We start from the raw sequence: 26120 nt of genomic DNA, 5'->3' as shown, positions 1-26120 counted from the left end.
ACCTCTTAGGCAAACCTATATTGCGATATATATTACAAAATATATGCTGGTAGAACGTGATTCACACTACATTCCACGCAGTGAATGTGTAGTGTTAATGACACCTCCATGACTTAAAAACTAATAAGGAGCACCGTATGCGCATTGCGCTTTTTTCTACTTGCATTGGTGACACCCTTTTCCCGGACGTCCAAAAGGCGACGGCATTGGTTCTCTCCCGGTTAGGTCACGAAGTTGTCCTTCCGGAGGAGCAAACCTGCTGCGGCCAGATGCACATCAACACCGGCTACCAAAAGGAAACTCTGGGGATGATCCGCTCTTATGCGGATGCCTTCGCAGATCCTTCCATTGACTACGTCGTGGCCGCCTCCGGTTCCTGCGTTGCAGCAGTTCGCGACCGCCACGAAAGCATTGCCGACCGCTTCGGCACTTCCGCCGATGTCGATGGCGCGCAAAAGACCGCACAGAAGACCTACGATCTCACGGAATTTTTGGTCGATATTGAAGGCGTGACCAATGTCGGCGCTTTCTTCCCACACCGGGTGACCTACCACTCTGCCTGCCACGGCCTACGCTTCCTCAAGTTGGAAGACCGCCCCTACAAGCTTTTGCAAGAAGTCGAGGGCATCGACTTGGCACCGCTAGCCAATAGCGAAGAGTGCTGCGGCTTCGGCGGCACGTTTGCCCTGAAGAATGCGGAGGTGTCCCAGGCAATGGTCTCCGATAAAACCCGCCACATTAAGGACACCAAGGCCGAGTACGTTACCGCTGGTGACTCGTCGTGCCTGATGAATATCGGCGGCGCGCTCCACCGCCAGCGCTCCGGCATTCGCGCCCTACACATGGCTGAGATTTTGGCTTCCACCAAGGAACACCCATGGCAGCCAGACTCCGCCGCATACTCCAAGGAGACGATGCTCTAATGACCTCTTTCCTCGACACCACCCCACCACGCGCCCCTGAATGCTCCGGCAACCTGCGCGGCAGCAAGGCCTTCGTCCCGCTCGCGCACGTCGGGCTGAATAACGCTACCCAGCGCCACAACCTGCAGCACGCGACCACCACCATCCGCGAAAAACGCGCCAACACCGTGCAGGAAGTGGATGACTGGGAGCTGCTCCGCAACGCCGGTTCTGCCCTCAAAGAGGACGTCACCGCCCGCATGCCGGAACTGCTCGAGCAATTTGAAAAGGCCGTGTCGGACCGCGGCGGCATCGTCCACTGGGCCCGCGACGCCAAGGAGGCCAACGAGATCATTGAAGGTCTCATCCGCGAAACGGGTGAGACTGACGTAGTCAAGGTTAAGTCCATGGCTACCCAGGAAATCGGCTTGAACGAGCACCTCGAAGAGGCCGGAATCCACGCTCAGGAAACCGACTTGGCAGAGCTCATCGTACAGCTTGGCGACGATATGCCATCGCACATTTTGGTGCCCGCAATTCACCGCAACCGCGCGGAAATTCGCGATATCTTCGTCGATAAGATGCCCAATACCGATGACTCGCTGAAGGCTGAGCCCGCCGAGTTGGCCGAGGCATCCCGTCAGTTCCTTCGCCAGCAGTTCATGAAGGCCAAGGTCGCCATTTCCGGCGCCAACTTCGGTGTGGCTGAGACCGGCACGGTTAACGTAGTGGAATCTGAGGGCAATGGGCGCATGTGCGTGACGTTGCCGGAAACGCTGATTACCGTCATGGGCATCGAAAAGCTCGTGCCTACCTTCCAGGACCTGGAAGTCTTCCTGCAGCTGCTGCCTCGTTCCTCCACGGCGGAGCGCATGAACCCTTATACCTCCATGTGGTCTGGTGTGACAGAGGGCGATGGCCCGCAGAACTTCCACATCGTCTTGCTGGATAACGGACGCACCGCAGCGCTGTCTTCGCCCGTTGGGCACCAGGCACTGAAGTGCATCCGTTGCTCGGCCTGCCTCAATGTCTGCCCGGTCTATGAGCGCGCCGGCGGACACGCCTACGGTTCCGTGTACCCGGGCCCCATCGGTATCTCGCTGACCCCGCAGCTAACTGGCATGAAGGACCACAACGATCCATCGGCTAGCCTGCCGTATGCCTGCTCACTGTGCGGGCGCTGCGACGACGTGTGCCCAGTCAAGATTCCGCTTTCTGATGTCATCTTGGAAAACCGCCATCAGAAGGTCACCCACGCTGCCTCCCCGATCGAGCCGAAGCTCTTCAAGACGGTGCAGCTGCTCTGGGACAACCCGAAGATGTGGGATAAGGTCACCCACCTCGTGGCGCTTGGCCGCGTAATGGGCGGATTCAACGGCACCATCGAGTCGCTGCCGTTGTTCATGTCCGGTTGGTCCGATGGCCGCGATACCGCGATTCCGCCGAAGAAATCCTTCCGCCAATGGTTCGACTCCGAAGAAGGCAAAGAGTTGCTGTCCAATGCCCGTAAGGAGGCCTCCAAGTGAGCGCAAAGCAAGACATCCTAAACCGCATTCGTTCGGCACAGAAGCAGGCTGGGCTCCCAGATCACGTCGATGTGCCCCGCGAATACCAGCGCGAAGGCACGCTGAATGATGATGAGCTGCGCGAGATGCTGGTCGATCGCCTCGAGGATTACAAGGCGGAAGTCCACGTCACGGAGGAAAGCGATCTCAAAAAGACGCTGGATTCCATCGTCAGCGATCGCAACTGTAAGGACATCCGCTACGCCCCGGGCATGAGTACCGATCTTTTTGATGGCCTTTCGGCCCGCCCGGACGACGAGGACGCGGATCCGCGCGAGCTTGACGATGCCGATGCCGTTGTCACCGAGTCCCTTGTGTCTTCCGCACAGACCGGCACCATCGTGTTGCAGTCCGATTCCCGCTGCGGCCGCCGCGCCTTGACGCTGGTTCCGGACCGCCACATCTGCATCGTCCGCCGCGACGAGGTTGTCTACGGCATCCCTGAGGTCATTTCCCGGATGAACCCAGACAAGCCCGCCACGTGGATTTCTGGCCCTTCTGCGACCTCCGATATCGAGCTCTCGCGTGTCGAGGGCGTGCACGGCCCGCGCGATCTCATCGTGATTATTGTGAAGTAGCGAGGCTGGGGTGCCGAGTTAGGGCACCCGCCACGTGGAAATTCCTGCCACGAACCTGAAAGAAGCATAAGCTAACTCTGACAAACGTTATATGAGTCGGAGCTTTAGCTTATGCTTTCTTTTTCTCGAAAAATTTCTACCGTAGTGTGCGCTAGCGTCCTCGCACTGGGAGTAGCAGCCCCCACCGCCGCCGCGGCGGATCCAGAAATCACCTGGGAGGATTGCCCCGCACAGGTCAACCTGGATGGCGCCGAGTGCGGCCGGATAGAGGTACCTACCTACTACGATAACCCTGAGGCCGGCACCATTAGCGTTGGTTTTGTTCGCGTACCTGCGACACAACCAGACGCGCGCCGCGGCGCGCTCTTTACCAACCCAGGCGGCCCAGGCGGTGACGCCTATTCTTGGGCCGGCAACGATGCCGTCGAATGGCCCGAAGAAATTCGCAACGAATGGGATCTGATTGGCGTCCAGCCGCGCGGCCTACCCGGTTCCACTCCGGTGGACTGTGCTGCCACCCCAAATTTCAATCCCATCGAGGCCACCACACAGATTGGCAAAGCCACCCGAGATGCCTGTGAGCAGAACACCCCTGGCTATACCAACTCTTTGACCACCGCCAATACTGCCCAAGACTGGGAGATGGTGCGCAAAGCGCTGGGAGAGGACGTCATCGATATCGCCGGCATTTCCTACGGCACCTATCTTGGTTCCGCCTACGCCACCAAGTATCCGCAGCACACGGGCAAGGTGCTGCTCGATTCCGGCATGAGCCCGCAACTGGCATGGAACGGCATCTTCACCTCGCAGCAACAAGGGTATGAAAATGCGCTGCACGATCTTTTCCAGTTCATTGCGGATAATGACGCCACCTACCACTTGGGCACTACTCCGCTCCAGGTCTATGAAAAGTGGTCGCAGAAAGTCGCCATGGAAGCCGGCGCCCGCCCCACGGTCTTGCCACCGGACGCGAAAATCGGTGACCTTCCCCCAGGGCTCGAGTTCGCCGGCCAACCGGGCGCGGATATCATGACCGCCACGGGTGAGCTGCGCGTGCAGGCAGAATTCCTCGCCGACAAGGCACTTAACCCACAGGCAGACCAGCGAGCATCGGTGACTTTGGGCAAGACCCGCGAGGTCGTTCCCATGCCTGCGCACTGGGATGACTTTGCCAAGCACTTAAACGGCAGTAAGCCATTCAATGTCGTCGACGATCCGGAGCTTGCCCGCGCGGTGCAACAGCAAGTTATCCAGATGATGAATATGCAGAATCTCATCGTCTGCAACGAGAACACCGTCGCCGGTAACCCGTGGCTCTTCCCCACCTACCTGTGGTCCAACTTTGTCACCGGCGATATTTTCTCCCTGGTTAATTCCATGTATGGATCTGGCGCCGGCTGCGGCGGCCGCGAACCCGTTACCGGCGGGGCACCACTCGATGGCTCGCACCTTGCCACCAAGCCCCTGCAACTCCAAGGCACGGGCGATCCGCAGACCCCGTACCAGTACCACACTGCGCTCTCTCAGCCCATGCAATCGCGCGTCGTCACCGTCCACGGTCCCGGCCACGGGCACTTTGCGCTGGGCAATAAGGCCGTCGATGAAATTGGCGTGCACTATCTACGCACCGGTGAGGTAACCACCTCTGACGCACCGGGCCTGATTTAGTTCCGCGGCAGCCAATGCGCTAGAATCACATCGTTGGGAATTTTCCCAGCGATGTCTCCGTAGCTCAGCGGATTAGAGCATCGGTTTCCGGTACCGAAGGTCGCAGGTTCGATCCCTGTCGGGGACACAAAATTTTTAACCCCCTCGCTTTTGCAAGCGAGGGGGTTCACTATGCGCCCAGTTTTCGGATTGAGTAGCCACCGAGGGTTCAGGAAGCCCAAACCATCCTGAACCCCGAGGCTACCCCTCCAATACTAAACGAAAGGATAGAATCATGACCACACGAACTCTCTACTTCATCGCCCTGGCCCTACTGGCCATGTCTCTAATTATCAGCTTCATCAACGGGTTCACTACCGCGAGCACCATCCTCACCGTCGTAGCGGTGGCTGCACTTGGCTGTGCCACCTACAAGAAAGTGTGGAAGAAATAAGCCGGACTAGGGCCAGGGCATGGCAGAGGTCGCAGCCTAGCTCGCTAGAGCGTAACACGCCAAGGATCTCGCGGAATTTGGTTAGCTCTTGGAACTGCCTAGGGATTTGAGCTTTGATTTCCTTTTCGGGATAAATTCTGAGCCGAGGCCGTGCCTATGGTGATTAACAAGCTCTGTCCAAGAAATTAGTGACCGTTTGTGCCAATTGTCGAGGAATTCCCTGCGCATTCTATCGGTCATTTGCCCGAATCCCCATCCGCTCTGCAAAAACCTAGTGGACAGGAGCGGGTATTCGTTTAATGCTGCTCTTATGGCACTCAAGACGCTTGTATCGGCACCACTTTGACTCTTTGAGGCAGGCCGAGTGCTACGTCTCTTACTTTTCTTTCCCATATCTAGTCGAAGTACTCTTTGAGGTCTGCATCAGAAATCTCGAGCCCCGTTCTTCTTCAACGAAGTTTTTCTTCCAAGGCGACTCCGTGTGGGTTTTATTACGTAAAACCCATGCGGAATAGGGCCCGTACTTATTCCATACTTCAATCAAGGTATCTTCCACAGGCCGGTAATCGTCCCAGTTGAAGTCATCAGAAATAAACGTATCGGGGTCGATGAGGCTCTTACCGTACTTTTTAAGTTCGCGGTAGATGTCTACAACGACAGGTCCGTGGGCCCATGCTTCCATCCGTTCATTGAAGAGTGGCACCCCTGCGGAGGCTCGCATGTAAAGACCCTTTGCATAGTAGAGGAGCTTTTGAAGTTTCAGTGGTGTCAGCTCGGCTTCTTCGGTTTCTTCAGCCCAAGCTACTAGCCATTCTGCGATTTGGCGGGCAGTGAATTGCTTCATTGTGCACCTCCTTCCTGCTTGTTCTTAACGGTAGAGCACCTAGATAGCACTTTCTATTCCGACCAACTCGGTAGGGGTTTGACCCATGCAACCTGGCTTTCAATGGATTCCATAGCCAAACTGTTAGGTTTATGAAATACTAAGGTATCTAGAACCACGAAAGTTATGCAGTATAGGCGAGCCATGGAGGACACCCCTTGCCCACCTTAGAAATCGACCATCTCAATAAATCTTTTAGCAGTGTCCGAGCGCTGCGGGATATGACCTTTAGCGTGCAGGAGGGCGAGATCTTCGGCTTCGTCGGTTCCAATGGCGCGGGCAAGTCCACCACCATGCGCATCGCGCTGGGTGTGCTCGCGAAAGACTCCGGGGAGGTATATTTCGATGGCTCCCCCATTAATGACGACAACCGCCGCCGCATTGGTTATATGCCAGAAGAGCGCGGCCTCTACGGCAAGGAACCGCTGCTTAGCCAGCTGACGTTTCTGGGCACCCTGCACGGCATGAGCAAGCAGGCCGCCCAGAAATCCGGTTCGGAACTCCTGGAGCAGCTGGGGCTGGGTGAGCGCCAGGACGACAAGCTGGATGATTTGTCCTTGGGCAACCAGCAGCGCGTGCAGCTGGCCGCCTCCCTCATCCATGACCCCGATATGTTGATTCTGGATGAGCCCTTTTCCGGCTTGGACCCCGTCGCGGTCAATGTCATGTCAGACATGCTGCGAGAGCGCGCCGCGCGCGGGGTGCCGGTCATCTTTTCTTCCCACCAACTGGACTTGGTGCAGCGCTTGTGCGACCACGTGGGCATCGTCACGCAAGGCCGCATGGTGGCAGAAGGCACTGTAGATGAGCTGCGCACCCAGGGAGCCTCGCGCTATGCGGTGGAAACCCCTGCTCGCGGTTGGTACCCGGAGGGCACTCACCTAGTAGAGGAAACTGACCACGGCGTAGTGCTCGAGGCCGATGATGGCACCGATGACCAAGCCATCTTGCGCGCTGCCATGGCCGCTGGCCCCGTCCACTCCTTCGGCCTCAAGGTCCCAGACCTTACCGAGCTTTTCCAAGACGTCGTCACCAGCACCACCAGCACCGAGGAGGCCTAGCCCATGCAGTATTCGGCAATGAAGACCATAGGGACCGTCGCCAAGCGCGAGATGGCGGTTGCCCTTAAGACCAAATCCGTTGTCATCATGATGCTGCTGCTTATCATTGGTGCCATCGCCACCCCCATCATCATTGACTTGCTGTCCGGTGGTGACGATGAACCAGATTCCGTCGCCGTGGTGGGCCTGGAGGCAGACGCATTCGCTGATTCCGGACTGGAGACGCAGGCCGCAGATGACCGGGATAGCGCGGTGCAGCTTATCGATGACGGCGACGTCGACGCCGCCCTCGTGCCCGCCGACGACGAGGGGTGGGAGCTTTTGGCCAACGGCACCGTCTCCGCCACGATCTCCTCTACGGTCAATCAAGTGGTTACGGCGCAGGCACAGGCAGAAGCCTTGAATACGCTGAATATTGATCCCCAAGAGCTTGCCGCCGCCACCCCATCAGCCGAAGTGACCGCGGTTGATCTGGAAACAGATGAGGCCTCCGAAGAAGCGATGGGGCATGTTGCCATCGTCCTTATCGCCTCAATGGTTGTGGTCTTTTCCATCATGACCTTCGCAGGGCTCATCGGTGGGCGCGTTACAGAAGAGAAGTCTTCGCGCGTGGTCGAAATCATCCTTTCCACGGTGCGCCCGGTGGATTTCTTGGCCGGCAAGGTGATTGGCAATACCATCATCGGGCTGCTCGGCACCTTCCTCATCCTGGCCGGCGGCGTGGCTTCCCTGGCATTTACTGGCGCAGCGAGCGAAATCCAGCTCGACTATGGCCTAATTGCAGCCCTGCTCGTCGGAGAAATCCTCGGTCTCTTCTTCTTCGGCAGCCTCTATGCCGCAGCCGGTTCCATGGTGCAGCGCACCGAGGATCTGCAATCGACGCAGACGCCCATCCTGCTCCTCGTCTTTGCCACCATGTATATCACCATGTTTGGATGGACCAACTTGGATGCCACCTGGATGCAGGTCATGGGTTGGGTGCCGCCGGTCTCCATGTTGGTCGCTCCCCTCCAAGTCGCGAGCGGCAATATGAGCTGGCTGGGCTTGGCGGGAAGCTACGCGGTCCTCGCTGTAGTTACCGCGCTGATCCTCATCGTTGTCGCGCGCATCTACCGCCGCGCCATCTTGAATAATGGCAAGAAGATGACCTGGCGCCAGGTGCTCAAGAAATAAAAATAAATCCGGCCTCCCACTTTCTAAGGGAGGCCGGATTTTTCTATTGCGCAGAATTACTCAACGATGAATTCGTTGGTGATCGGCTGGGTGATATCCAGGGTGCCGTGTTCGATGTAGTACATGCCAAAGAACATGGCACCGAGCAGCACTAGGGCCAGCAGCATGCAGGGAATCCACTGGACGAAAACGGAAACCCAGCCCTCGGATTGTTGGCGGGCTGCCGCCTCGCGTTGTTCTTGAGCCTCGCGCTCGTTCATAATGATAAAACCTCTCGCTTCACCGAAGATTAACTAAAAGTATTTTAACAGTTTATGGTCTCCGCGGTGGCATTAGATCCCCGGATCTTCGTCATTTAATAAAGCCTCAAGGAATGCCTCGCGGTCCGCGAACATTTTCTCGATATCCTCTTCCGCGCCCACGATCCAGGCATCGGCATCCTCATCAAAGGTCACCGCGGAATCGGGATAGGTTTCCAGGGCTTCCTCCATCGCGGCAAGCTGATCGGCATCGGCACGGTCCTCGGCAAAAGCCTCTGGGTCACCAATGCGCTGGCCCAGCTCACCCAAGGCCGTTAAGCCATACGTTTTATGCTGCTTTTTAGGGTGCTCGAAAAGTTCTTGTCCCATCATGGCGGTATTATTTTCCTCCATTTAATAAAGAATCCGGGACGAATCCCGAATAGCCGGGGATGTTATTGACCTGCAATACCCCGTGGAAAAAGCGCTTGAGCGCGGGAACGTCATCCTCGTGGAGATGATCGAATACCAAGCGGCGGACGGATTCCACGTGTTCGGGGGCCGCGCGCTCGAGGTGGTGGAGCCCAGCCTCCGTGATGTGCACGTTGACCCCGCGGCCATCATCGGTGGTCTTTTCCTTGACCAAGAGCCCACGCTTTTCCATGCGGGTGACCTGGTGGGAGGCGCGCGAGCGATCCCAAGCCAGTTCCGTGCACAGATCGCGCAGTCGCAGGTGCTGATCTGGGGCTTCCGAAAGGGATACCAAGACTGCGAATTCGGACACGGAGATCTCCCCGCCCGCCTTAAGGGTCTCGTCCATGCCCCTATCTATCTTGCGGGTCGCAGCCAATAATAGGCGCCATAGCTCCTGTTCATCATCGTTTAACCAGCGGGTTTGTTCAGACATAAAGACTAGATTACCCCCTTCAGCATGGCGATGTCGCGCTCGCTACGCCCAGGCACCCGCGAATAGCGCTGCGGCATGCAGGTAAAGACCAAAACCTGGTTGTCGCGGCCTACCTGTGAGAACAGTGTGGACATCAATTGCAGACGGTGGGCGTCGGTGGAGCCCAGTGCGTCATCGACAATGACCGGCACGGTTTCCTCCCCCGCCACCAAGCGCGCTATGGCAAAGCGGGTAAGGATGGCCAACTGCTCGCGCGCGCCGCCGGACAGACTGGTCATGGCCACCGTTTCATTATCGCGGGTGCGGGCGGTGACGGAAAGGTCGTCTGCCAATTCAAAGCTGATGTCCCCGCCATAGATGGTGCGGGCCAGCTGGGCGAGTGCCGCCACGAATGGCTCGGCATAGCGCTGGCGCGCGGCATCGCGGTGTTTGAGTAGCAGCTCGCGCAGGTAACGCGCCGCCAGCGCGCGCTTTTCCACGCTTTCTAGCACCGCCTGCGCCATTTCTGCTTCCGCTTGCGCCTGCTGCTCGCGCTCTGCCGCGCCGGAGTGATAATTAATTTCACTCGACAGCTTGCCCAGCTCCACCTTGGTATCTTGCACCTGGTTCTGCAGGTACTCTAGGTGCGATTGCGCACCCTCCACCAAGCTCTGAGCGGTGGCCAGGTCCACGGCCTCCATCTCAGATAGCTGTTCCTGCAGCCGGGTCACCAGCGCACCCAACCGCTCCGCTTCTTCTGCCAAGCCGGCATCGGAAGTTTTCTCCCGCGCTTCAGCCAGCTCGCGCTCGGCGCGCTCCGCCTTCTCGGTGGCGGCCTCGAGCTCGGCTTCCAGGCGCACCACGTCGTGGGCGATGCGGCTATCGCGGAAGGGAATAAGCTCGCGGTCGAGGGCATCGACAAGCTCGCGCGCCTCTTCCTCCGCCTCCTCCGCAGCGGATAAATCCTTGGCTGGGGCATCATCGAGCCCGGCAACCTTCTCCTTGAGCGCCGCGTGTTGGGCGCGCAATTCACCTAAATCATCCGGCCCCAACTCGCTCTCGAGCTTGCGCGTTGCCACATCCAAGGCGGCATTCTGCTCGCCGTGCACCTTGTGCAGGTTCTCTGCGGCGGCGATGGATGCCACGCCGGTGGCATCGAAAAGCTCCTGCAGGCGCGCCTCGGCCTGATCCACCTCGCGCTGGGTCTTATCGGAAGAGTACGCGCCGGCCACGAAGCGGGCGGTGATATCGCCGATGGTGATCTCGCGGCCATCGACAAGCTCAATTGCGGGCTGCTTGCCGATGTCCACCTGCGTCCCATCCACCCCAATCTCCGCGCCCTCCGGACCGGAAAATTCCACCTTAGCGGCGGTGGCATCGTGCAGGCGTTTGGCCAACGACAAATCGGCATCCGCCTTGCGGAGTTCCTCGACATCCGCGGCCGTCATCTCTCGCCCGCGCTGGGCTATCTCCGCTTGGGCCTTCTCCACACCCTGCGCCAATTCCTCCACCTTAAGCAGGCGCTTATCCAGGCGCTGAAAGGTCTCCTTGTCCTGATAAGCCCGCGCCTGTTTGAGCGTTACGCGCGCGGTGGCGTAGTCCTCCTTCGCGGTGGCAAGCTTCTTTTCCACCGCCTCTTTCTTCTCGTTTTCCTCTGCGGCCTTCTCGCGGGCGGATGTGAGCTTATCCGCAGCGCTCGACTTTGCGGTACCGGCGGTCTCGAGTGCCTCGGCCATCTCCTGGCGCTTAGACTGCGCGTCCTTCGCGCGTTGGAAATCCTCCTTGGCGCGGGTGAGCTCCGCCTTGTGCACATCCACCTGGTGCTGAGCCTGCACGGCCTCGTCCGCGGCGGACTGCTTCTCTGCGAGATCCTTGCGGGCTGCGGGAAGCTGCGCTTCGGCTTCTTCTTGCTGGTGTTCCAGGTGCTCGTAGCGCTCCACCACGGAATCGAGCCCGCGCACCGCAGCGGTTGCTTCCTCCAGCTCCTGCTCGGCACGCTCCAAAGTCTCTTGGGCCTTTTTATACTCGCCGGCCGGCTTGCCCGTCTTTTCCGTGTAGTAGCGCTTATATTCCTTATCTACCTTGCCCAAGAGCTGGGAATCATCGCCGGATACCTCGTCCTCAGCCAGGCCGGACTCCTGCTCGAGGGCCTGCGTTAACGAGGGAATGCCCACCGCGGAGATAGCGTCATTGGAGTCATCCTGGCGCATAAAGAGGACATCGAGAAGCTGGCGATCCATGTTCTCACTCAAGATCTGTTCCAGCTCATCATCGGCCTGGCGGCCGGTATACTGCGCGTGGCGCGGGGACGATATGGCCAGTTCACAATACTTCTTCTGCAACCAGCGCTTGGCAATGCGAAAGCGGTACTCCCCCACGGAAATATCCGCAATGACCTCCGGCGATACGTCCTTGCCCACAGGCTGCAGGTCCCGGATGCCGCTGGGGCGCGCCGTGTGCTTTTCCGTCAACACCACATCAAGGGCCTCCACGATGGTGGATTTACCGGCCTCGTTCTCGCCGTGGATGACCACCACCCCGGTTTCTGGCAGGTCATCTAGAACCAGGTGCTCGATGCCGCGAACGTTTTTAATCTCTAAGCTGTGGATGCGCATGTGGTTTATCCTTCCAGGCGAAATAGCAGGTTGGCGGCGTCGCGGGCCACCGGATCCTCGTGGTTATCCAGCAGCTCCTGCAGGGCATCGGCGGCATAGCCGGAAATATCCAGGTTGGCTAGTTCGTCTTCGCTCGGTTCCAAGAACAGGTCCATGGTCCGCTCGCGCGGGCGCAGCGAGGCGAAGACCGCCTCCAACTCATCCAGCCCGCGCTGCAGCCGGGCGTGCGCCGCAATACCGAGGGTCCCCTGCAGGCTGTATTTAATCGCCGTGCGCACCTTATCCGGGTACTCCTCCAGGCTGCGCAGGAAGCGCTCGACGTCCTCGGTGGAATTGACGGAGGCATCGAGGGCTTCAAACGTCCAGCGCCCGATGCTGCGCTTATCGATGTCTATGACCTCCCCCTCAATCCTTACCACCAGCGCATTCCCGGAATCGGCCTCGCCGCCACCGGTGGAACATTCCTTAAAGTCCGTAGTCTCCGGGCTGCCAGAGAACCAGACGCGGCCGGTCTTTCCCAGGCTGGCCGTCGAGTGGGTATCGCCCAGCGCCAAATAATCGATCACCCCGCGCTCCAAGCACTGCTCTACGAATTCCAGGTCGATGGTATCGGCATCTCCCCCGCTAGAGCGCGAATCCACCTGGCCATGGCCCACGGCAATTCGGATTCCTTCCGTGGGTTCAAGCGGCTCCAAGGCCTGGCGCACCAAATCGTGGTTGGCGCGCTTAGACAGGTACGGCGCGCCCACCAATTCCACGCCCTTGCCCACCTCGATGGGCTCTGAATCCGCGATGACGTGCACATTATCTGCGCTGGTACGATAAAATACCGAGTCCGCGACCAGCGGATCGTGGTTTCCCGGCAGCACATATACCGGCACGGGCAAGCGCTTAAACATCTCGGTGGCACGCGCCAAGATTTCCCGGGAGAGCGCATTGTGTTCAAATACATCGCCCGCAACGACGATGAACTGCGCGCCAACCTCCTCCGCGAGCTGGCCTAGGTGCATGATGGCGGACTCGCGGTCATCGTTGAAACGACCTTGCGCTTCCCCCTTCAAGAACCAGCGGGTCATTCCCAGCTGGAAGTCGGACGTGTGGATAAAGGTCGTTGCAGTCATAATCAGTGCGTTAAGTGGTAGTAGAGGTCTTCAATATCGGACACGGCGCGCAAGAGATCAATATTGGTATGCGATACGGCTCGAAGGGCCTTGCGCAAGAGGTCAGGATCGGAATCTTCCAATGCTGGGGCCACCTTGGGGTGCGGCAGCTTAGGCATCTCGCGGCCATTCCAGAACACGTCGTTCTTTTCTTCCGCGGATAGATCGCTGGCCCCGAAGCTTTCGCGGGAGACCTGCTGCGATTGCTCCATGACGGCCTTTTCCAGGCGCGCAAAATCCAACCCGCGCATATTGAAAATCACGGCGGGATCCGCATCCGCGCGGGTGGCGAGCCTATCTCCCACCGCCACGATGTGCTTGCACGTATAGGCCGAATCCGGGCACGTGCAGGAAAGACGCAGATCTTCGGCGTCGCTGGCGAACAAGGTATCCAGCGCGTCCTCAGACAGCAGGCCCTTGCGCGCATTCGCTACGGAATTGGGCGTGCGCGCGAATTGCCCGGCGAGTGCCGCGATATCGTCATTATCGCGGTACGGCAGCTGGATGAGTACGGAAAACGGCTCATTCTGGGAACCGGCCACGCGCCCATGGATGGCACCGTTACGGATCTCCAATCCCACGACGTGACCGCCTTCTGCGTACTGGCGCCCGCGGGTAATCCGCCCCCGGTCCGCGTCATGGCTGGTAAAGGAAGAAATCCGAGCAGCGGTCTTGGACAACAGACGCCCGCTGCGGTCAACATGGTTGACCTCATCCGGGGTGCTCACGCGCTTGCGGGTACCAAAGTTTGCGTAGATGACATTGTCATCACCCTTGACGGCCATCCGCTTACTCCTTTCCCCGGTAACTCATGAGCTCTGCCAGCTGGTCCGGCTCCAGTTCCGTGAGCCAACCTTCGCCTTCGCCGACGACGGCACCAGCCAGCTGCGTCTTTCCATCCAAAATGTCTTGAATGGATTCTTCCAACGTGCCAGCGGTAATCATCTTATACACCTGCACGTTGCGGCGCTGACCAATGCGGAAGGCGCGGTCCGTGGCCTGGTTTTCCACCGCGGGATTCCACCAGCGGTCCATGTGCACCACGATCGATGCCGCGGTTAGGTTCAGGCCCGTGCCGCCTGCTTTGAGCGAAAGGATCATCGCCTGTGGGCCATCATCGGCCTGGAAGTCCTCCACCATCTGGTCGCGTTTATTCTTGGTCACCCCGCCGTGTAGGAAGGGAATCTCATGGCCCAGTTGCCCGCTCAGGTAGGGTTGCAAGATATCACCGAAGGCCTTGTACTGAGTAAAGATCAGCAGGCGTTCGCCGGATTCGGTGGCGGCATCGACAATCCGCATCAGCTCCTTCACCTTGCCCGAGCGGTGCTTGCCCTTGATAACCACCGGCGAATCATCCCCCAGGTAGTGCGCTGGGTGATTGCAGATCTGTTTAATGCGGGTCAAAGAGGCCAAGACGATGCCGCGCTTGCTGATGCCCGTAGCATCCTCCAAGCTCTTCTTCACCTCATTGACCAGTGCCTTATACAAAGCCGCCTGCTCGGTGGTCATGGATACGGTAAAAATCTGCTCGGATTTTTCCGGCAGGTCATCGATGATATTGGGATCGGTCTTGACGCGGCGCAGGATGAGAGGTGCGGTCAGCGCGCGCAGGCGCTCAGACATCTCCTCATCGTTATTGCGCTCGATGGCCTTGGCAAAGTGATTGCGGAAGAACGACGCCGTGCCCAGGATCCCTGGGTTGCAAAAGTCCAAGATGGAGCGCATCTCCGATAGCCGGTTTTCCACCGGAGTACCGGTCAGCGCCACGCGGTGCTCAGACGGCAGCGAACGCACCGCCTTGGAGGAACGCGTGGCCGAGTTCTTAATAGCCTGCGCTTCATCGAGGACCACACGCTGCCAGGACACCTCGCCCAAGAGGTTGAAATCCCGGCTCACGGTGCCGTACGTCGTAATGACCAGATCTGCTTTCGCGGCGGCCTCGAGGAACTTCTCCCCGCCCGGACGCCCCGCGCCGTGTTGCACCATGACCTTAAAATCCGGCACGAAGCGACGGGCCTCGCGGGCCCAATTGCCCACCACGGAGGTGGGTGCAACGACCAAGGTGGGCCCGGTCTGTTCACCGCGCTCCTTCTCCACCGCCAAAAGGGACAGTAGTTGGAGTGTTTTGCCGAGCCCCATGTCATCGGCAAGCACGGCGCCAATATTATTGCGCGACATCCAATACAGCCAGTCCACGCCCGTGCGCTGATACTCGCGCAGCTCCGCGTGGACGGTCTCCGGGATGTCCACCCGCTTAGGTGCGACCGTATCCATACCGCCAAGCAACGCGGTATGCCACGTGCTGCCGGTAAATTCGATCGGCTCTTGGGCCATAGACTCGAGCGCCAGCTCCCGCAGCTCCGCCACCGTGACCTGGTGCTCGCTCTTCTCATTGAACTCCGCGCGGCGACGCTCGACCTCCGCCATGAGCTGCTGCCAGCCCGGCTCACCTAGTTTCTTGGCCATCTCCGCCGATGCAGCCAGCTGCTCGAGCTCCTTCTTGGCGCGCTCGCGGGACTTATCCGCAAGCTCCTCCATATAAGAAGAAACCTTGGACACGACCTGGGTATCGGCCATGACCCACTTGCCGCGCAGCTGAATGAGCCCGGACTTGGAATTGACCAGCTCGTCCATCTCGGCTTCGGTAAGCTCCACATCGCCCACGGACATGCGCCAGTTATAGTCCACCAGCTGATTCATGCCGATGTGCTTCTTCGTGGCGGCCTCTGCCGGATCCCTGGCCTCGCGGGTTTCCAGCTTGGCCTTCGTATCCATCTGCGCCCACGATTTGGGCAGCATGACGGTAATGCCCCGCTTTTTCAGCTCGGGCACCTCGTGTGCAATAAACTGCGTGAGCTGCTCCGTGTCCAGGTAGACATCCCAATCGCCGTCGCCAGGCTGGGGCATTTGCGTACTCTGGCCCAGGCTCGGCGCCGCATGCACGGCCTTACGGTGGTTTTCGCGCAGCTTCTCGATGCTCGCCCTATCCAACTCATCCGCCAATACCGGCCGCGGCGAATCCGTTCCAGAGCGCACGCGCACCCGAATCGGCCACGCTGCATCTCCTGGATCCTGTTCTGCCGGTTCCTCCACGATGTAGACGAGCTGGAGTTCCACCTGGTAAATGGAATTTTTCCATTCATTGAGGCCACGCAGCAGTTGCGCACGACCGCAGCGGATGGGGGCCGTCGTCAGCAATGCGCGGGCGAAGTCATGCCAAGGCATGGGCCGTGGTTCATTAAGTAGCGGCTGCAATTCCCGGTTGGCAATCCAATGCGTCAGTTCATCCGCTAGGTCATCCGAAAGGGCTCTATTATTTATGTGGAGAATCCCCGGTGCCGCAGCCATCATCTCTGCGAGCCAACCGCGCTCGCCCAAACCCGAGGCAAGCTGCCACATGGGAAACCACTCGTTGGCCTGGTACGCCAGCCGGAACGTCACCCTGCCCGCGCGGACAAACTTGCTCAGCCCGCTATATGCGTGGATGAGCCAGTGCAGATCCGGCGCAATCGATGCCGGTGGATGATGATCCAGGTATTCCAGCTGGGCAAGGGTTTCTACCGCTTCTTCCGGGGCAAACATGGCCATGGGCACCATGAGCGAGACGTCTTTGCCCTTCGGGGTCCGCAGCGATACCCGCGCCCGGTTCCGGAAAGATTTCTTAGCCAAGATGGCATCGACTGCCTGTGGGAACGTCCCCTCTGGGACGGCCGAAGGCATAACAATCTTGTGCCCTTCTACCTGCTCAATCCATAGACCAAGCCCCGAGACCGGCAGCCAAAGGCCATGCACAAGGTAAGAAGCCATAACGGCCAGCATAGCAGCCCGGTTTAGTTTTGTTACAAGCTCGTTATATTCACGTCTTTGCGCAGTTAAATGGTGAAAAACATCACCAGAGATCTACGCCACAGCTGTATTTTAGCTTGGGTGAACCTTAAGTCACCGTTAACGTGTATATGTCCGATAAATCACTACAAGGAGTGAAACGTGCAAGAATCAACTTGGTACGTCATTGCGATGATTGTGTACTTCCTCGTAATGGCAGCCATTGGCTACTGGAGCTACAAACAAACCGACGAATATGACGATTATGTTTTGGGCGGCCGTGGCCTGCACCCATTCGTAGCTGCTCTCTCCGCCGGCGCATCAGATATGTCCGGCTGGCTGCTTATGGGTCTGCCTGGCGCGCTCTTCCTTTCCGGTTTTTCCGAGCTGTGGATGCCTATCGGCCTCCTTATCGGTGCATGGGCTAACTGGAAGTGGATTGCGCCGCGTCTTCGCGCTTACTCGGAGGTTGCGGGCGATTCCATTACGGTTCCCTCCTTCTTCGAGAACCGTTTGCGCGATAAGTCACGCCTGCTGCGTATTATCTCCGCAGTTATCATTATCTTCTTCTTTACCTTCTACGTCTCTTCCGGCATGGTCTCCGGTGGTCGTTACTTCGAGTCCACCTTCGGTGGCGACTACATCACCGGTATGTTGGTCATCGCCGCAGTGACCATTTTCTACACCTTCATCGGTGGCTTCTTGGCAGTGTCCTACACCGATGCTATGCAGGGCATGCTCATGTTCGTCGCCCTGCTGATCGTGCCAATCATGGCGCTTTTCGCTCTTGACGATGCCGGCGCGATCTTCTCCTTCGCTACCGAAAACAACTACGCTACCGACGGCGCACTAGAGCCAAACGATAACTACTTCTCTCTCTTCGCTGGCGTTTCCGCTGGTGTTATCGTTGGTAACGCCGCTTGGGGCCTTGGCTACTTTGGTCAGCCGCACATCATCGTGCGGTTCATGGCGCTGCGTAAGCCTTCCGACGCTAAGCAGGGCCGTTTCTACGGCATCACCTGGATGGGCCTTTCCGTCATCGGCGCCATCTTCGTTGCGCTTACCGGTACCGTGTACTTCACCCAGTTCGGTGAGACCATCACTGACCAAGAGAACTTCGAGACCATCTTCTTGGATATGGCTCAGGCCATGATGCACCCATTGCCTGCTGGTTTCGTCTTGACCGCAGTCTTGGCAGCGATCATGTCCACCATGTCCTCCCAGATGCTCGTGGTTTCCTCTTCCCTGATCGAGGACCTCTACCTCATCATCGCAAAGCGCAAGCCTGCCGAGCGAATCCTGATTAACCTGTCCCGTACCGCCGTTGTGGCCATTGCGGTTATCGCCGCAATCCTGGCCATCAACCCGTCCGACTCCATTCTTGGCCTGGTCGGCTTCGCATGGGCTGGTTTCGGTTCCGCATTCGGTCCGCTGGTCATCCTGGCTCTGTACTGGAAGCGCCTCAACGCAACCGGTGCAATCGCCGGTATGGTCACCGGTGCAGTCGTCGCCATCGGTTGGGGCATGTCCCCGCTCGGCGATTCCCTCTACGAGATGGTTCCGGGCTTCTTCTCCGCACTCATCGTCACCGTTCTGGTCACCTTGGCTACCAAGCAGCCAGACCAGGAAGTCTTGGACGAGTTCGAGGAAGCCGAGAAGCTTGCCAAGCTCGTTGAGAAGGACGACTCCCTGGACTTCGAGGAAGCAGCAGAAAAGGTTTCCGATAACAAGTAGGAACCTTTCCGCATCTCGCGGAGTCCAATAGGACATGAAGTCCTATTATCTGGCCGCGCTATCATGCATAACCGCTCTCGTTATCGCATGGTATGCGTGGCCTTTTCCGCGTTTTGATGTCTCCACCGTGCCATCCCGCGCGGAATTGCAGGGCTACGACCGCGACGAGTTTGGCGGCTGGCAGCCCAACGGCGCCTGCACCACGCGGGAGGCCATCATGGAGAACCAGGCCAGCGAGGCCTTCGCTGACTGCCGGCCGCAATCCGGCACGATCTATGACCCCTACGCGGGCGAGACGATTTCAGCCACCTCCCCCATTGAGGTCGACCACATCTTCCCTCTTTCTGCCGCCTTTGACATGGGTGCCGCAGAATGGGACCAAGACACCAAGAGGCGTTTTGCCAACGACCCCCTCAATTTAGTGGCGACCAGCCGTAAGCTCAATCAGGAAAAGTCCGATTCCCTCCCCTCTGAGTGGCTGCCGCCCGCCAACCGATGCGACTATTCGCGGCGCCTCGCAGAAATCGCGCGAAAGTACGAGTTACCGTTGCCCCGTGCGGACGTCCGTGCAATGAGAAGGCAATGTCGGTTCGATTTCTAGCAGGGAAATTGATTAGGGTGAACAAGGCAACTTTTCTTAACTGAAGGGCATCCTCCATGACTACTTTTTTCATTTTCCTGCACGTGGCAGCGGCCATCGTCCTGCTTGGCCCCGTGTGCATTTCCACCTCCATTTACCAGACCCAGCTGCAGGGCGCAGCGCAGGGCGATAAGACGGCCCTCGGAGCCGCCCGCAACTTGCACAACATCACCAACACTTACGGCTATATTTCCGCCCTCGTGCCGGTCCTTGGTCTTGCTGTGTTCCTGTCTGATATCGAAACCTTCAAGAGCCAGGTCAACTTCCACATCGCCATCCTTGTGGCCATCATCGCGTGGTGCCTGCTCTTCTTCCTCATCCTTCCTAAGCAGCGTACGGCGCAGGCAGCCCTAGAGTCCGGCGATACCGCCAATCTGGGCTCCATTAAGAAGTCGCTGTCCGCTTTCGGCGGCGTCTTCAACCTCCTGTGGATCATCTGCCTTATCCTGATGTACCTCTAGGAAGCCATTTATTTTTCGGGGACAGTGTCATCGCTGTCCCCTTTTTCATGCGTGGATTCCTCCCTAAGCTCTTCTTTTAGTTGCTGCGCATCTGCGTGCGCATTCTCCCGCCGCTTCTGCGTGGCCTGCGCCACCGTCTGCGCCCACCTGCGGTTCTTCGGTGCCAGCGGTCCGCTCGCGGAGTCGTAGACCCACGTAGAGTCATCGAAAAGCCAGATGATGTCCCCGCTTATCGGGTCCTTGATATAAAACGCCCTCCCATCGGTCTTTATGTTGTGATGGTGCTGGCACAGGCAAGTGAGGTTTGCCGCCGAGGTCGGCCCACCATCTGCAAAGTCGTGCCGATGGTCCATCTGAGAAGCCACCGCCGGCCGCGTGCAGCCTGGCCACCGGCACGTGCCATCCAACCCCTCTACAAACGCCCGGATATCTGGCGGCGTCACATAGTTAGGGCTCTCCGCCTGACCGGCCTTCTCCATATCCCTTGTCGTAGTCGCCCGAGCCTGTAGGTCATCCGCGGTCTCCGACGATACCCAGCCTAAGTTCTGTACAAACGCGGGTGCATCCGGCAGGTCGCAGCGATACATATTCAACACGACCTTGGCCTTTGCCTGCGCCTTTCCGGTCAGCAACTCCACTGCGGCCTCAGCCATCGTGAGGTCCTTGTCCGTAGCGATATCCCGAATATTGCGGTCGATGATCTCCGCGGTCTCTAACCCGACGTCCAGACAGACCGCGGCCCACTCCCCGCCTGTAGGTTCAACGCTATAGGCTTGCTTGCGGCGCGGATCCCGCGCGGCAATAGAGGGATCCAGGCGCACAATGAGCTCGCGCAACTTGCGGCGGAGATTGCGGTGCGAGGGCAGCTTTTGATTGGGGCGGGTTGGGGTTAAGTAGTTGGTCAGGGCGTCATCGATAGTGAACTTCTTCTCCGCATCAATGGCGCCGAGCTTGGCTAGGGTTTGATCAATCGTAATCAGGCGGTCTAAATCTAAATGGAAATGCTGTTCTTGCCGGGCGCGCAGCCGCGGCAGCTCCTTTAATCGCTCGAAGGCGAAGATAATATTTCTAATTCGGGACTGACGCGCCCCAGTTAAGTCAGAAAGGGATTGGCTAATAATTTCGATATCATCATCCGGGTCAGGGTGAAGCCTCTCCCAGAACTGGTATTCCGCTTTCCTAATCTCTGTAGCTGCACGGGAGGTAGAATTTTCCGGATTGGTATTGGCATAATATGGCGCATTCATGGACTTTCTTTCGAGAGATTTACTAGCACATGCTTTCGCCATACACCATACAAAACCGCCTTGACACACTACCCCCATTTATAGTAAAAGCGCAGGTCACAGGGCATGAAAAAAGGGCCTCTAAAAGAGGCCCTTTGGAGGTTTAATTAGTCGCGGAAGCGACCACCATGTTTGCGTCCACCGCCGCCGCCATCACGGCGAGGCGGGCGACCAGTATCCTTCTGAATCTTGATGAGCTGCCCAGAAATCCGGGTATCCTTCAGACGGTCCAGCACAGCTGGGTCCATGTTCTTCGGCAGGTCCACGAGGGTGTGCCCCACCGCAATGGTGATGCGGCCAAAGTCCTTGGCGGACAGGCCACCTTCGTTGGCGATTGCGCCGACGATGGCACCTGGGCGGACATTCTGGCGCTTGCCGACGTCCAACCGGTACGTCTCAAAGTCACCATCTGGCCGCTTGGAGCCACCGCGGTTCTTGCCGCCGCCCTTGAAGTCGCGGTCGCGCTTGCGGTCATCGCGATCGCGGCGGTCCTTCTTTGGCTTGGGCAAAGGCTTGTCTTCCAAGAGGAAGTTCTTGCCACCCTGGTGCATGACGGCCAACGCAGCGGCGATGTCATCCATGGCAACATCGTTGTCTTCCGAGTACTTGCGTACCAAGTTACGGAAGAAATAGGCCTGCTTGTTGTCCATGGACTGGGTAATGGCCTGCGCAAACTTTTCCTTGCGCTTCTCATTAACCTCATCGACGGAGGGCAGGTCCATCTCTTCGAGGCGGGCGTTGGTCACGCGCTCGATGGAACGCAGCATACGGCGCTCGCGCGGGGTGACGAACAGGATTGCCTCACCGGAGCGACCGGCACGGCCGGTGCGGCCAATGCGGTGCACGTAAGACTCGGTGTCGTTCGGGATATCGAAGTTCACCACGTGGGTGATGCGCTCCACGTCGAGGCCACGCGCGGCGACGTCGGTAGCGACGAGGATGTCTAGGCGGCCATCCTTGAGCTGGTCGACGGTGCGCTCGCGCTGCGCCTGGGCGATGTCGCCGTTAATGGCAGCGGCGCTGTAGCCGCGATCGCGCAAGGCCTCGGCCACCTCTTCGGTCTCGTGCTTGGTGCGGCAGAAGACGATGATGGCGTCATAGGTAATGACTTCGAGGATGCGGGTGAAGGCATCCATCTTTGCGCGGTGCGGAATCAGCAGGAAGCGCTGCTTAATGTTGTCATTGGTGCGGCGCTCGGACTTAACGGTTACTTCCGCCGGGTTGTGCAGGTACTGCTTGGACAGGCGGCGGATGGCATTAGGCATGGTGGCGGAGAAAAGCGCCACCTGCTTGCGGTCCGGCGTGCTTTCCAGGATGCGCTCGACGTCTTCCTGGAAGCCCATGTTCAGCATCTCATCGGCCTCATCGAGGACGAGGAACTGCAGCTGGGACAGGTCAAGCGAGCCCTTTTCCAGGTGGTCGATGACGCGACCCGGGGTACCCACGATGACCTGGGCTCCGCGGCGCAGACCAGACAGCTGGATGCCGTAGGCCTGGCCACCGTAGATGGGAAGAACCTCGATGCCCTTGAGGGTTTCCGCGAAAGATTGGAAGGCGTCTGCAACCTGCAGGGCGAGCTCGCGGGTTGGTGCGAGGACGAGTGCCTGCGGGTGGCGCGCTTGCGGGTCAAGCTGGGACAAGACCGGCAGCGCGAAGGCTGCGGTTTTGCCGGTACCGGTCTGTGCAAGGCCCACGACGTCGCGGCCTTCCATCAGGATCGGGATGGTTTCTGCTTGGATGGGGGACGGCGTGGTAAAGCCTACTTTCGCAACGGCTTGCAGAATTTTATCTGGCAGGCCGACGTGCTCGAACCCCTGGGAGTTGTCGTTGGCCGAGTCCTTGGACTCAGCGCCGGTGCCCTCAGAAGTATTCGCAGCCCTGGTGTCCTGGTTGACACCTTGCGAGTTGTCCTGAGATTCCGACTTATTAAAATCTTCCGGCTCGTTTACGCCGCCGGTGGCGTTATCGGTAATGCTCATTGCTCGTCCAACCCTACGCGATACCGGCGGCAAACTCCATTCCTCGCTATACCCCCGCCACGAACGTGCGGTAGCTCAGCGGCATGCCCGGCCGGTAGGCCAAGTGCACCGCGCTGGGAGCATCGAGCACGTGCAGGTCAGCGGCAGCTCCTTCCACCAGGGTGCCCTTCGCGGGGCGGCCCTGCGGGTCGAGTCCGTTGCCCACATTATGGCGGCGCAGCGCCGTGGCACCGCCGGTAGTGGCGGCGTGGATGGCCTCGTCGACGGATAGGTGCTGCTGCAGGACGGCCGTGGTCACGCAGTAGTTCATCGACGAAGTATAGGAGGTACCTGGGTTGAGGTTGGAGGCGATGGAGAGGGTGGCGCCGGCATCGAGAAGCGCACGGCCAGGCGCTAAGGGCTCGCGCGTGGAAAGATCGCAGGCCGGGAGCATGGTCGCTACGGTCTCGGATGCGGCGAGCTTTTCGATGTCACTATCGCTCAGGTAATTCACGTGGTCCACCGAGGCGGCGCCGAGATCGACCGCGAGGCTAACACCCGGGCCCTCGCCAAGCTGGTTGCCGTGCACGCGCAGGCCAAGGCCCAACTTTTTACCGGCTTCTAAAACCCGGCGCGACTGCTCTTCATTGAACGCGCCGCGCTCGCAGAAGACGTCGATCCACTGGACATATTCGGCAACGCCGTCCAGCATTGGGCCGACGACCTCATCGAGGTAGTCTTCCGCATCCGCTCCCGGCGGCACGAGGTGGGCGCCGAGGAAGGTCACGTCGTCGACGTGCTGGGATGCTACGCGGGCGGCTTCCACTTCAGATTCCGTGTTGAGGCCATAGCCGGTCTTGGTCTCGAAGGTGGTGGTGCCACCGCGGCGGCCAGCGGCCACGCGCTCGGCGACGAGCTTATCCAAGCGCTCCGCCCCCGCCTCCCGGGTGGCGTCCATGGTCACAGCGATGCCGCCTGCCTCGTAGGAGCCGCCGGACATGCGGGCTTCAAACTCGGCGGAGCGATCACCGTCAAAGACCATGTGGGTGTGCGAATCCACCCAACCGGGCAGGACGGCGCGCCCGCCCAGGTCCACCTGGTCATCGGCGGCAGGCGCCTGGGAGGCGGGGCCAATCCAGGCGATGGTGCCGTGGTCGGCGATGAGGGCGGCATCGTTAAGCGTGCCGTGCTCGCTGACCGTGCGGAGCTCTGAAATTCCGGTAAAAAGTGTGCTCATTTAATCCCTTGCCTTAAATTCCATGGGTACGCGAACGCCGCGTTCTTTGGCTACTTCCTCTGCGCGAGAGTACCCGGCATCGACGTGGCGGATAACGCCCATGCCTGGGTCATTGGTCAGCACGGCGCGCAGCTTGGCGGCGGCGAGATCGGTGCCATCGGCAACCGTGACCTGGCCGGCGTGGATGGAGCGGCCCATGCCCACTCCGCCGCCGTGGTGGAGGGAAACCCAAGTCGCGCCGGAAGATACGGCGGTCATGGCATTAAGCAGCGGCCAGTCAGCGACGGCGTCGGTGCCATCGAGCATGGCTTCGGTCTCGCGGTACGGGGATGCAACCGAGCCGGAGTCGAGGTGGTCGCGGCCGATGACGATGGGGGCCTTGATCTTGCCCTCGCGCACGAGGTCATTGAAGAGCAGGCCGGCCTTGTGGCGCTCGTTGTAGCCGAGCCAGCAGATGCGGGCGGGCAGGCCTTCGAACTCGACGTATTCCTCGGCGGCGTCCAGCCAGTTGTGCAGGTGCTCGTTCTCCGGGAATAGTTCCTTCAGGGCTTGGTCGGTGACCTTAATGTCTTCTGGATCGCCGGACAGCGCTGCCCAGCGGAACGGGCCCATTCCTTCGCAGAAGAGCGGGCGGATATAGGCGGGAACGAAGCCTGGGAACTCGAATGCGCGCTGGTAGCCGGCGTGGCGGGCCTCATCGCGGATGGAGTTGCCGTAGTCAAAGACCTCAGCGCCCTCGTCCTGGAATTCCACCATCGCCTGGACCTGTGCGGCCATGGATTCGCGGGCCTTTTTGGTAAAGGTCGTGGGATCGGCCTTGGCCTCGGACTGCCAGTCATCCACGGTAATTTCGGTGGGCAGGTAGGACAGTGGGTCGTGCGCGGAGGTCTGGTCGGTGACGATGTCTACCTTGAACTCCCCGGCGCGCTGGCGGCGCAGCACCTCTGGGAATACCTCGGCGGCGTTGCCCACGAGGCCGACGGAAAGGGCCTTCTTGTTTTCCTTGGCATCGAGCACCAAGCGCAGAGCCTCGTCCAAATCGGTGACTACTTCATCGAGGTAGCGCTTGTGCTGGCGGCGGCGCAGGCGGTGCTCGTCCACGTCCACGATGAGCACTGCTCCCCCGTTAAGCGTCACGGCGAGCGGTTGGGCACCGCCCATGCCGCCGCACCCACCGGTCAGGGTCAGGGTGCCGGCCAGGCTGCCCTCGAAGCGCTTCTTGGCCACGGCCGCGAAGGTCTCATAGGTGCCTTGGAGGATGCCCTGGGTGGCGATGTAGATCCAGGAACCGGCCGTCATCTGGCCGTACATCATCAGACCCTCGTCCTCGAGCTTGCGGAAGTGCTCCCAGTTGGCCCAGTCGCCCACCAGGTTGGAGTTGGCGATGAGCACGCGCGGCGCCCATTCATTGGTCTTCCAGATGCCCACCGGCTTGCCGGATTGGACGAGGAGGGTTTCATCGCTTTCTAGGTCCTTCAGCGATTCCACAATGGCATCGAAGGCCTCCCAGCTGCGGGCTGCGCGGCCGGTGCCGCCGTAGACCACGAGGTCCTCGGGGCGCTCTGCCACCTCTGGGTCGAGGTTATTCATCAGCATGCGCAGTGGCGCTTCGGTTTGCCAGGATTTTGCGTTGAGTTCGGTGCCGCGGGGTGCGCGGACTTCGCGTGGTTCAGACATGGCTTCCTTTCGCTTGTGCTTATCGACGCCGTGCCCTACCCCAAGGCCGGTTTCCCGGGGCTGTCTCCCGGGGGCTTGGCGAGCGTCACAGATATCAATTTAGTGTGATGCACAACGTATTTAGAGCTTGCACAGTCAC

The 26120-nt window shown here is 59.3% G+C and carries 22 protein-coding genes and 1 tRNA gene; 11 read left to right on the top strand and 12 right to left on the bottom strand.

The window, feature by feature from the left end; translation table 11 throughout:
• Positions 1 to 137 precede the first annotated feature (137 nt).
• From ACLI1T_RS04780 to ACLI1T_RS04755, 6 genes are all read left to right on the top strand, one after another.
• Positions 138 to 923, top strand: a complete 786-nt coding sequence (locus tag ACLI1T_RS04780) for a (Fe-S)-binding protein (protein ID WP_023026328.1) — start codon at positions 138 to 140, stop codon at positions 921 to 923.
• Complete coding sequence (locus ACLI1T_RS04775; RefSeq protein ID WP_411703178.1) at positions 923 to 2428, top strand: lactate utilization protein B; 1506 nt, start codon at positions 923 to 925, stop codon at positions 2426 to 2428. Before ACLI1T_RS04780 ends, ACLI1T_RS04775 begins: the two co-directional genes overlap by 1 nt.
• Positions 2425 to 3045, top strand: coding sequence for a LutC/YkgG family protein (locus tag ACLI1T_RS04770; protein ID WP_411703177.1), 621 nt, complete (start codon positions 2425 to 2427; stop codon positions 3043 to 3045). The genes ACLI1T_RS04775 and ACLI1T_RS04770 overlap by 4 nt, the downstream gene beginning before the upstream one ends.
• A gap of 111 nt (positions 3046 to 3156) precedes the next feature.
• Positions 3157 to 4713, top strand: a complete 1557-nt coding sequence (locus ACLI1T_RS04765; protein ID WP_411703176.1) for an alpha/beta fold hydrolase — start codon at positions 3157 to 3159, stop codon at positions 4711 to 4713.
• A gap of 53 nt (positions 4714 to 4766) precedes the next feature.
• Positions 4767 to 4840: transfer RNA gene (locus tag ACLI1T_RS04760), tRNA-Arg, on the top strand.
• A gap of 147 nt (positions 4841 to 4987) precedes the next feature.
• Positions 4988 to 5146, top strand: coding sequence for a hypothetical protein (locus ACLI1T_RS04755; RefSeq protein WP_411703175.1), 159 nt, complete (start codon positions 4988 to 4990; stop codon positions 5144 to 5146).
• 376 nt (positions 5147 to 5522) lie between these two features.
• Here ACLI1T_RS04755 and ACLI1T_RS04750 read toward each other — a convergent pair whose 3' ends face one another.
• The gene (locus tag ACLI1T_RS04750) at positions 5523 to 5990 is read right to left on the bottom strand and encodes a Panacea domain-containing protein (RefSeq protein ID WP_411703174.1); all 468 of its coding nucleotides are present in this window, start codon (positions 5988 to 5990) and stop codon (positions 5523 to 5525) included.
• 197 nt (positions 5991 to 6187) lie between these two features.
• On the opposite strand from ACLI1T_RS04750, the gene ACLI1T_RS04745 reads away from it, so the two are divergent.
• Together ACLI1T_RS04745 and ACLI1T_RS04740 are read left to right on the top strand one after the other, a co-directional pair.
• Entirely contained in the window at positions 6188 to 7090 is a 903-nt protein-coding gene (locus ACLI1T_RS04745) for an ABC transporter ATP-binding protein (protein WP_411703173.1), read from the top strand.
• A 3-nt stretch (positions 7091 to 7093) separates the two neighbouring features.
• A complete protein-coding gene (locus tag ACLI1T_RS04740) occupies positions 7094 to 8263 on the top strand; it encodes an ABC transporter permease (RefSeq protein WP_411703172.1) in 1170 nt (389 codons plus the stop codon).
• A 56-nt stretch (positions 8264 to 8319) separates the two neighbouring features.
• Here ACLI1T_RS04740 and ACLI1T_RS04735 read toward each other — a convergent pair whose 3' ends face one another.
• The 7 genes from ACLI1T_RS04735 to ACLI1T_RS04705 form a co-directional block, all read right to left on the bottom strand.
• Positions 8320 to 8523, bottom strand: coding sequence for a hypothetical protein (locus ACLI1T_RS04735; protein WP_023026320.1), 204 nt, complete (start codon positions 8521 to 8523; stop codon positions 8320 to 8322).
• A gap of 72 nt (positions 8524 to 8595) precedes the next feature.
• On the bottom strand, positions 8596 to 8916 hold the full coding sequence (locus ACLI1T_RS04730) for a molecular chaperone GrpE (protein WP_349887890.1): 321 nt from the start codon (positions 8914 to 8916) through the stop codon (positions 8596 to 8598).
• Positions 8903 to 9409, bottom strand: coding sequence for a MarR family winged helix-turn-helix transcriptional regulator (locus ACLI1T_RS04725; RefSeq protein WP_023026318.1), 507 nt, complete (start codon positions 9407 to 9409; stop codon positions 8903 to 8905). The genes ACLI1T_RS04730 and ACLI1T_RS04725 overlap by 14 nt, the downstream gene beginning before the upstream one ends.
• 5 nt (positions 9410 to 9414) lie before the next feature.
• Positions 9415 to 12003, bottom strand: coding sequence for an AAA family ATPase (locus ACLI1T_RS04720; RefSeq protein ID WP_411703171.1), 2589 nt, complete (start codon positions 12001 to 12003; stop codon positions 9415 to 9417).
• Between the two features lie 5 nt (positions 12004 to 12008).
• Complete coding sequence (locus ACLI1T_RS04715) at positions 12009 to 13124, bottom strand: metallophosphoesterase family protein (protein ID WP_411703170.1); 1116 nt, start codon at positions 13122 to 13124, stop codon at positions 12009 to 12011.
• A 2-nt stretch (positions 13125 to 13126) separates the two neighbouring features.
• Entirely contained in the window at positions 13127 to 13948 is an 822-nt protein-coding gene (locus ACLI1T_RS04710; RefSeq protein ID WP_284642036.1) for an SWIM zinc finger family protein, read from the bottom strand.
• 4 nt (positions 13949 to 13952) lie between these two features.
• The gene (locus ACLI1T_RS04705) at positions 13953 to 16982 is read right to left on the bottom strand and encodes a DEAD/DEAH box helicase (RefSeq protein WP_411703169.1); all 3030 of its coding nucleotides are present in this window, start codon (positions 16980 to 16982) and stop codon (positions 13953 to 13955) included.
• 168 nt (positions 16983 to 17150) lie between these two features.
• Between ACLI1T_RS04705 and putP the strand changes: the two genes are divergently transcribed.
• Genes putP through ACLI1T_RS04690 form a run of 3 tightly spaced genes read left to right on the top strand, consistent with a single transcriptional unit; the run spans position 17151 to position 19823 of the window.
• The gene (gene putP, locus ACLI1T_RS04700; RefSeq protein WP_349837802.1) at positions 17151 to 18722 is read left to right on the top strand and encodes a sodium/proline symporter PutP; all 1572 of its coding nucleotides are present in this window, start codon (positions 17151 to 17153) and stop codon (positions 18720 to 18722) included.
• Between the two features lie 34 nt (positions 18723 to 18756).
• Entirely contained in the window at positions 18757 to 19323 is a 567-nt protein-coding gene (locus tag ACLI1T_RS04695) for an HNH endonuclease family protein (protein ID WP_298695448.1), read from the top strand.
• A 56-nt stretch (positions 19324 to 19379) separates the two neighbouring features.
• Positions 19380 to 19823, top strand: coding sequence for a DUF2269 domain-containing protein (locus ACLI1T_RS04690; protein WP_349888005.1), 444 nt, complete (start codon positions 19380 to 19382; stop codon positions 19821 to 19823).
• Positions 19824 to 19831: 8 nt separating this feature from the next.
• Here the strand turns inward: ACLI1T_RS04690 and ACLI1T_RS04685 are convergent, their stop codons facing one another.
• The 4 genes from ACLI1T_RS04685 to ACLI1T_RS04670 all read right to left on the bottom strand — a co-directional run bounded on the left by ACLI1T_RS04685 (position 19832) and on the right by ACLI1T_RS04670 (position 25981).
• Entirely contained in the window at positions 19832 to 21070 is a 1239-nt protein-coding gene (locus ACLI1T_RS04685; RefSeq protein ID WP_411703168.1) for an HNH endonuclease signature motif containing protein, read from the bottom strand.
• Between the two features lie 146 nt (positions 21071 to 21216).
• Positions 21217 to 23088: a DEAD/DEAH box helicase gene (locus ACLI1T_RS04680; RefSeq protein WP_411703167.1), complete on the bottom strand. Its 1872-nt coding sequence runs from the start codon at positions 23086 to 23088 to the stop codon at positions 21217 to 21219.
• 46 nt (positions 23089 to 23134) lie between these two features.
• Entirely contained in the window at positions 23135 to 24304 is a 1170-nt protein-coding gene (hutI, locus tag ACLI1T_RS04675) for an imidazolonepropionase (RefSeq protein ID WP_411703166.1), read from the bottom strand.
• On the bottom strand, positions 24305 to 25981 hold the full coding sequence (locus ACLI1T_RS04670) for a urocanate hydratase (RefSeq protein WP_023026308.1): 1677 nt from the start codon (positions 25979 to 25981) through the stop codon (positions 24305 to 24307). It lies immediately after the preceding gene.
• Between the last annotated feature and the right edge of the window lie 139 nt (positions 25982 to 26120).

The sequence above is a fragment of the Corynebacterium tuingiense genome (assembly GCF_046718165.1).
Classification (GTDB): domain Bacteria; phylum Actinomycetota; class Actinomycetes; order Mycobacteriales; family Mycobacteriaceae; genus Corynebacterium.
Note: the sequence above shows the minus strand (reverse complement) of the source record. Positions and strands in the feature narration are given on the sequence as shown.

Bases quoted from the DNA above. Each gene is read 5' to 3' on its own strand.
- ACLI1T_RS04780 (WP_023026328.1), top strand. From the start codon at position 138: ATGCGCATTGCGCTTTTTTCTACTTGCATTGGTGACACCCTTTTCCCG.
- ACLI1T_RS04775 (WP_411703178.1), top strand. From the start codon at position 923: ATGACCTCTTTCCTCGACACCACCCCACCACGCGCCCCTGAATGCTCC.
- ACLI1T_RS04765 (WP_411703176.1), top strand. From the start codon at position 3,157: ATGCTTTCTTTTTCTCGAAAAATTTCTACCGTAGTGTGCGCTAGCGTC.
- ACLI1T_RS04755 (WP_411703175.1), top strand. From the start codon at position 4,988: ATGACCACACGAACTCTCTACTTCATCGCCCTGGCCCTACTGGCCATG.
- ACLI1T_RS04750 (WP_411703174.1), bottom strand. From the start codon at position 5,990: ATGAAGCAATTCACTGCCCGCCAAATCGCAGAATGGCTAGTAGCTTGG.
- ACLI1T_RS04740 (WP_411703172.1), top strand. From the start codon at position 7,094: ATGCAGTATTCGGCAATGAAGACCATAGGGACCGTCGCCAAGCGCGAG.
- ACLI1T_RS04735 (WP_023026320.1), bottom strand. From the start codon at position 8,523: ATGAACGAGCGCGAGGCTCAAGAACAACGCGAGGCGGCAGCCCGCCAA.
- ACLI1T_RS04730 (WP_349887890.1), bottom strand. From the start codon at position 8,916: ATGGAGGAAAATAATACCGCCATGATGGGACAAGAACTTTTCGAGCAC.
- ACLI1T_RS04725 (WP_023026318.1), bottom strand. From the start codon at position 9,409: ATGTCTGAACAAACCCGCTGGTTAAACGATGATGAACAGGAGCTATGG.
- ACLI1T_RS04720 (WP_411703171.1), bottom strand. From the start codon at position 12,003: ATGCGCATCCACAGCTTAGAGATTAAAAACGTTCGCGGCATCGAGCAC.
- ACLI1T_RS04715 (WP_411703170.1), bottom strand. From the start codon at position 13,124: ATGACTGCAACGACCTTTATCCACACGTCCGACTTCCAGCTGGGAATG.
- ACLI1T_RS04710 (WP_284642036.1), bottom strand. From the start codon at position 13,948: ATGGCCGTCAAGGGTGATGACAATGTCATCTACGCAAACTTTGGTACC.
- ACLI1T_RS04705 (WP_411703169.1), bottom strand. From the start codon at position 16,982: ATGCTGGCCGTTATGGCTTCTTACCTTGTGCATGGCCTTTGGCTGCCG.
- ACLI1T_RS04695 (WP_298695448.1), top strand. From the start codon at position 18,757: ATGAAGTCCTATTATCTGGCCGCGCTATCATGCATAACCGCTCTCGTT.
- ACLI1T_RS04690 (WP_349888005.1), top strand. From the start codon at position 19,380: ATGACTACTTTTTTCATTTTCCTGCACGTGGCAGCGGCCATCGTCCTG.
- ACLI1T_RS04685 (WP_411703168.1), bottom strand. From the start codon at position 21,070: ATGAATGCGCCATATTATGCCAATACCAATCCGGAAAATTCTACCTCC.
- ACLI1T_RS04680 (WP_411703167.1), bottom strand. From the start codon at position 23,088: ATGAGCATTACCGATAACGCCACCGGCGGCGTAAACGAGCCGGAAGAT.
- hutI (WP_411703166.1), bottom strand. From the start codon at position 24,304: ATGAGCACACTTTTTACCGGAATTTCAGAGCTCCGCACGGTCAGCGAG.
- ACLI1T_RS04670 (WP_023026308.1), bottom strand. From the start codon at position 25,981: ATGTCTGAACCACGCGAAGTCCGCGCACCCCGCGGCACCGAACTCAAC.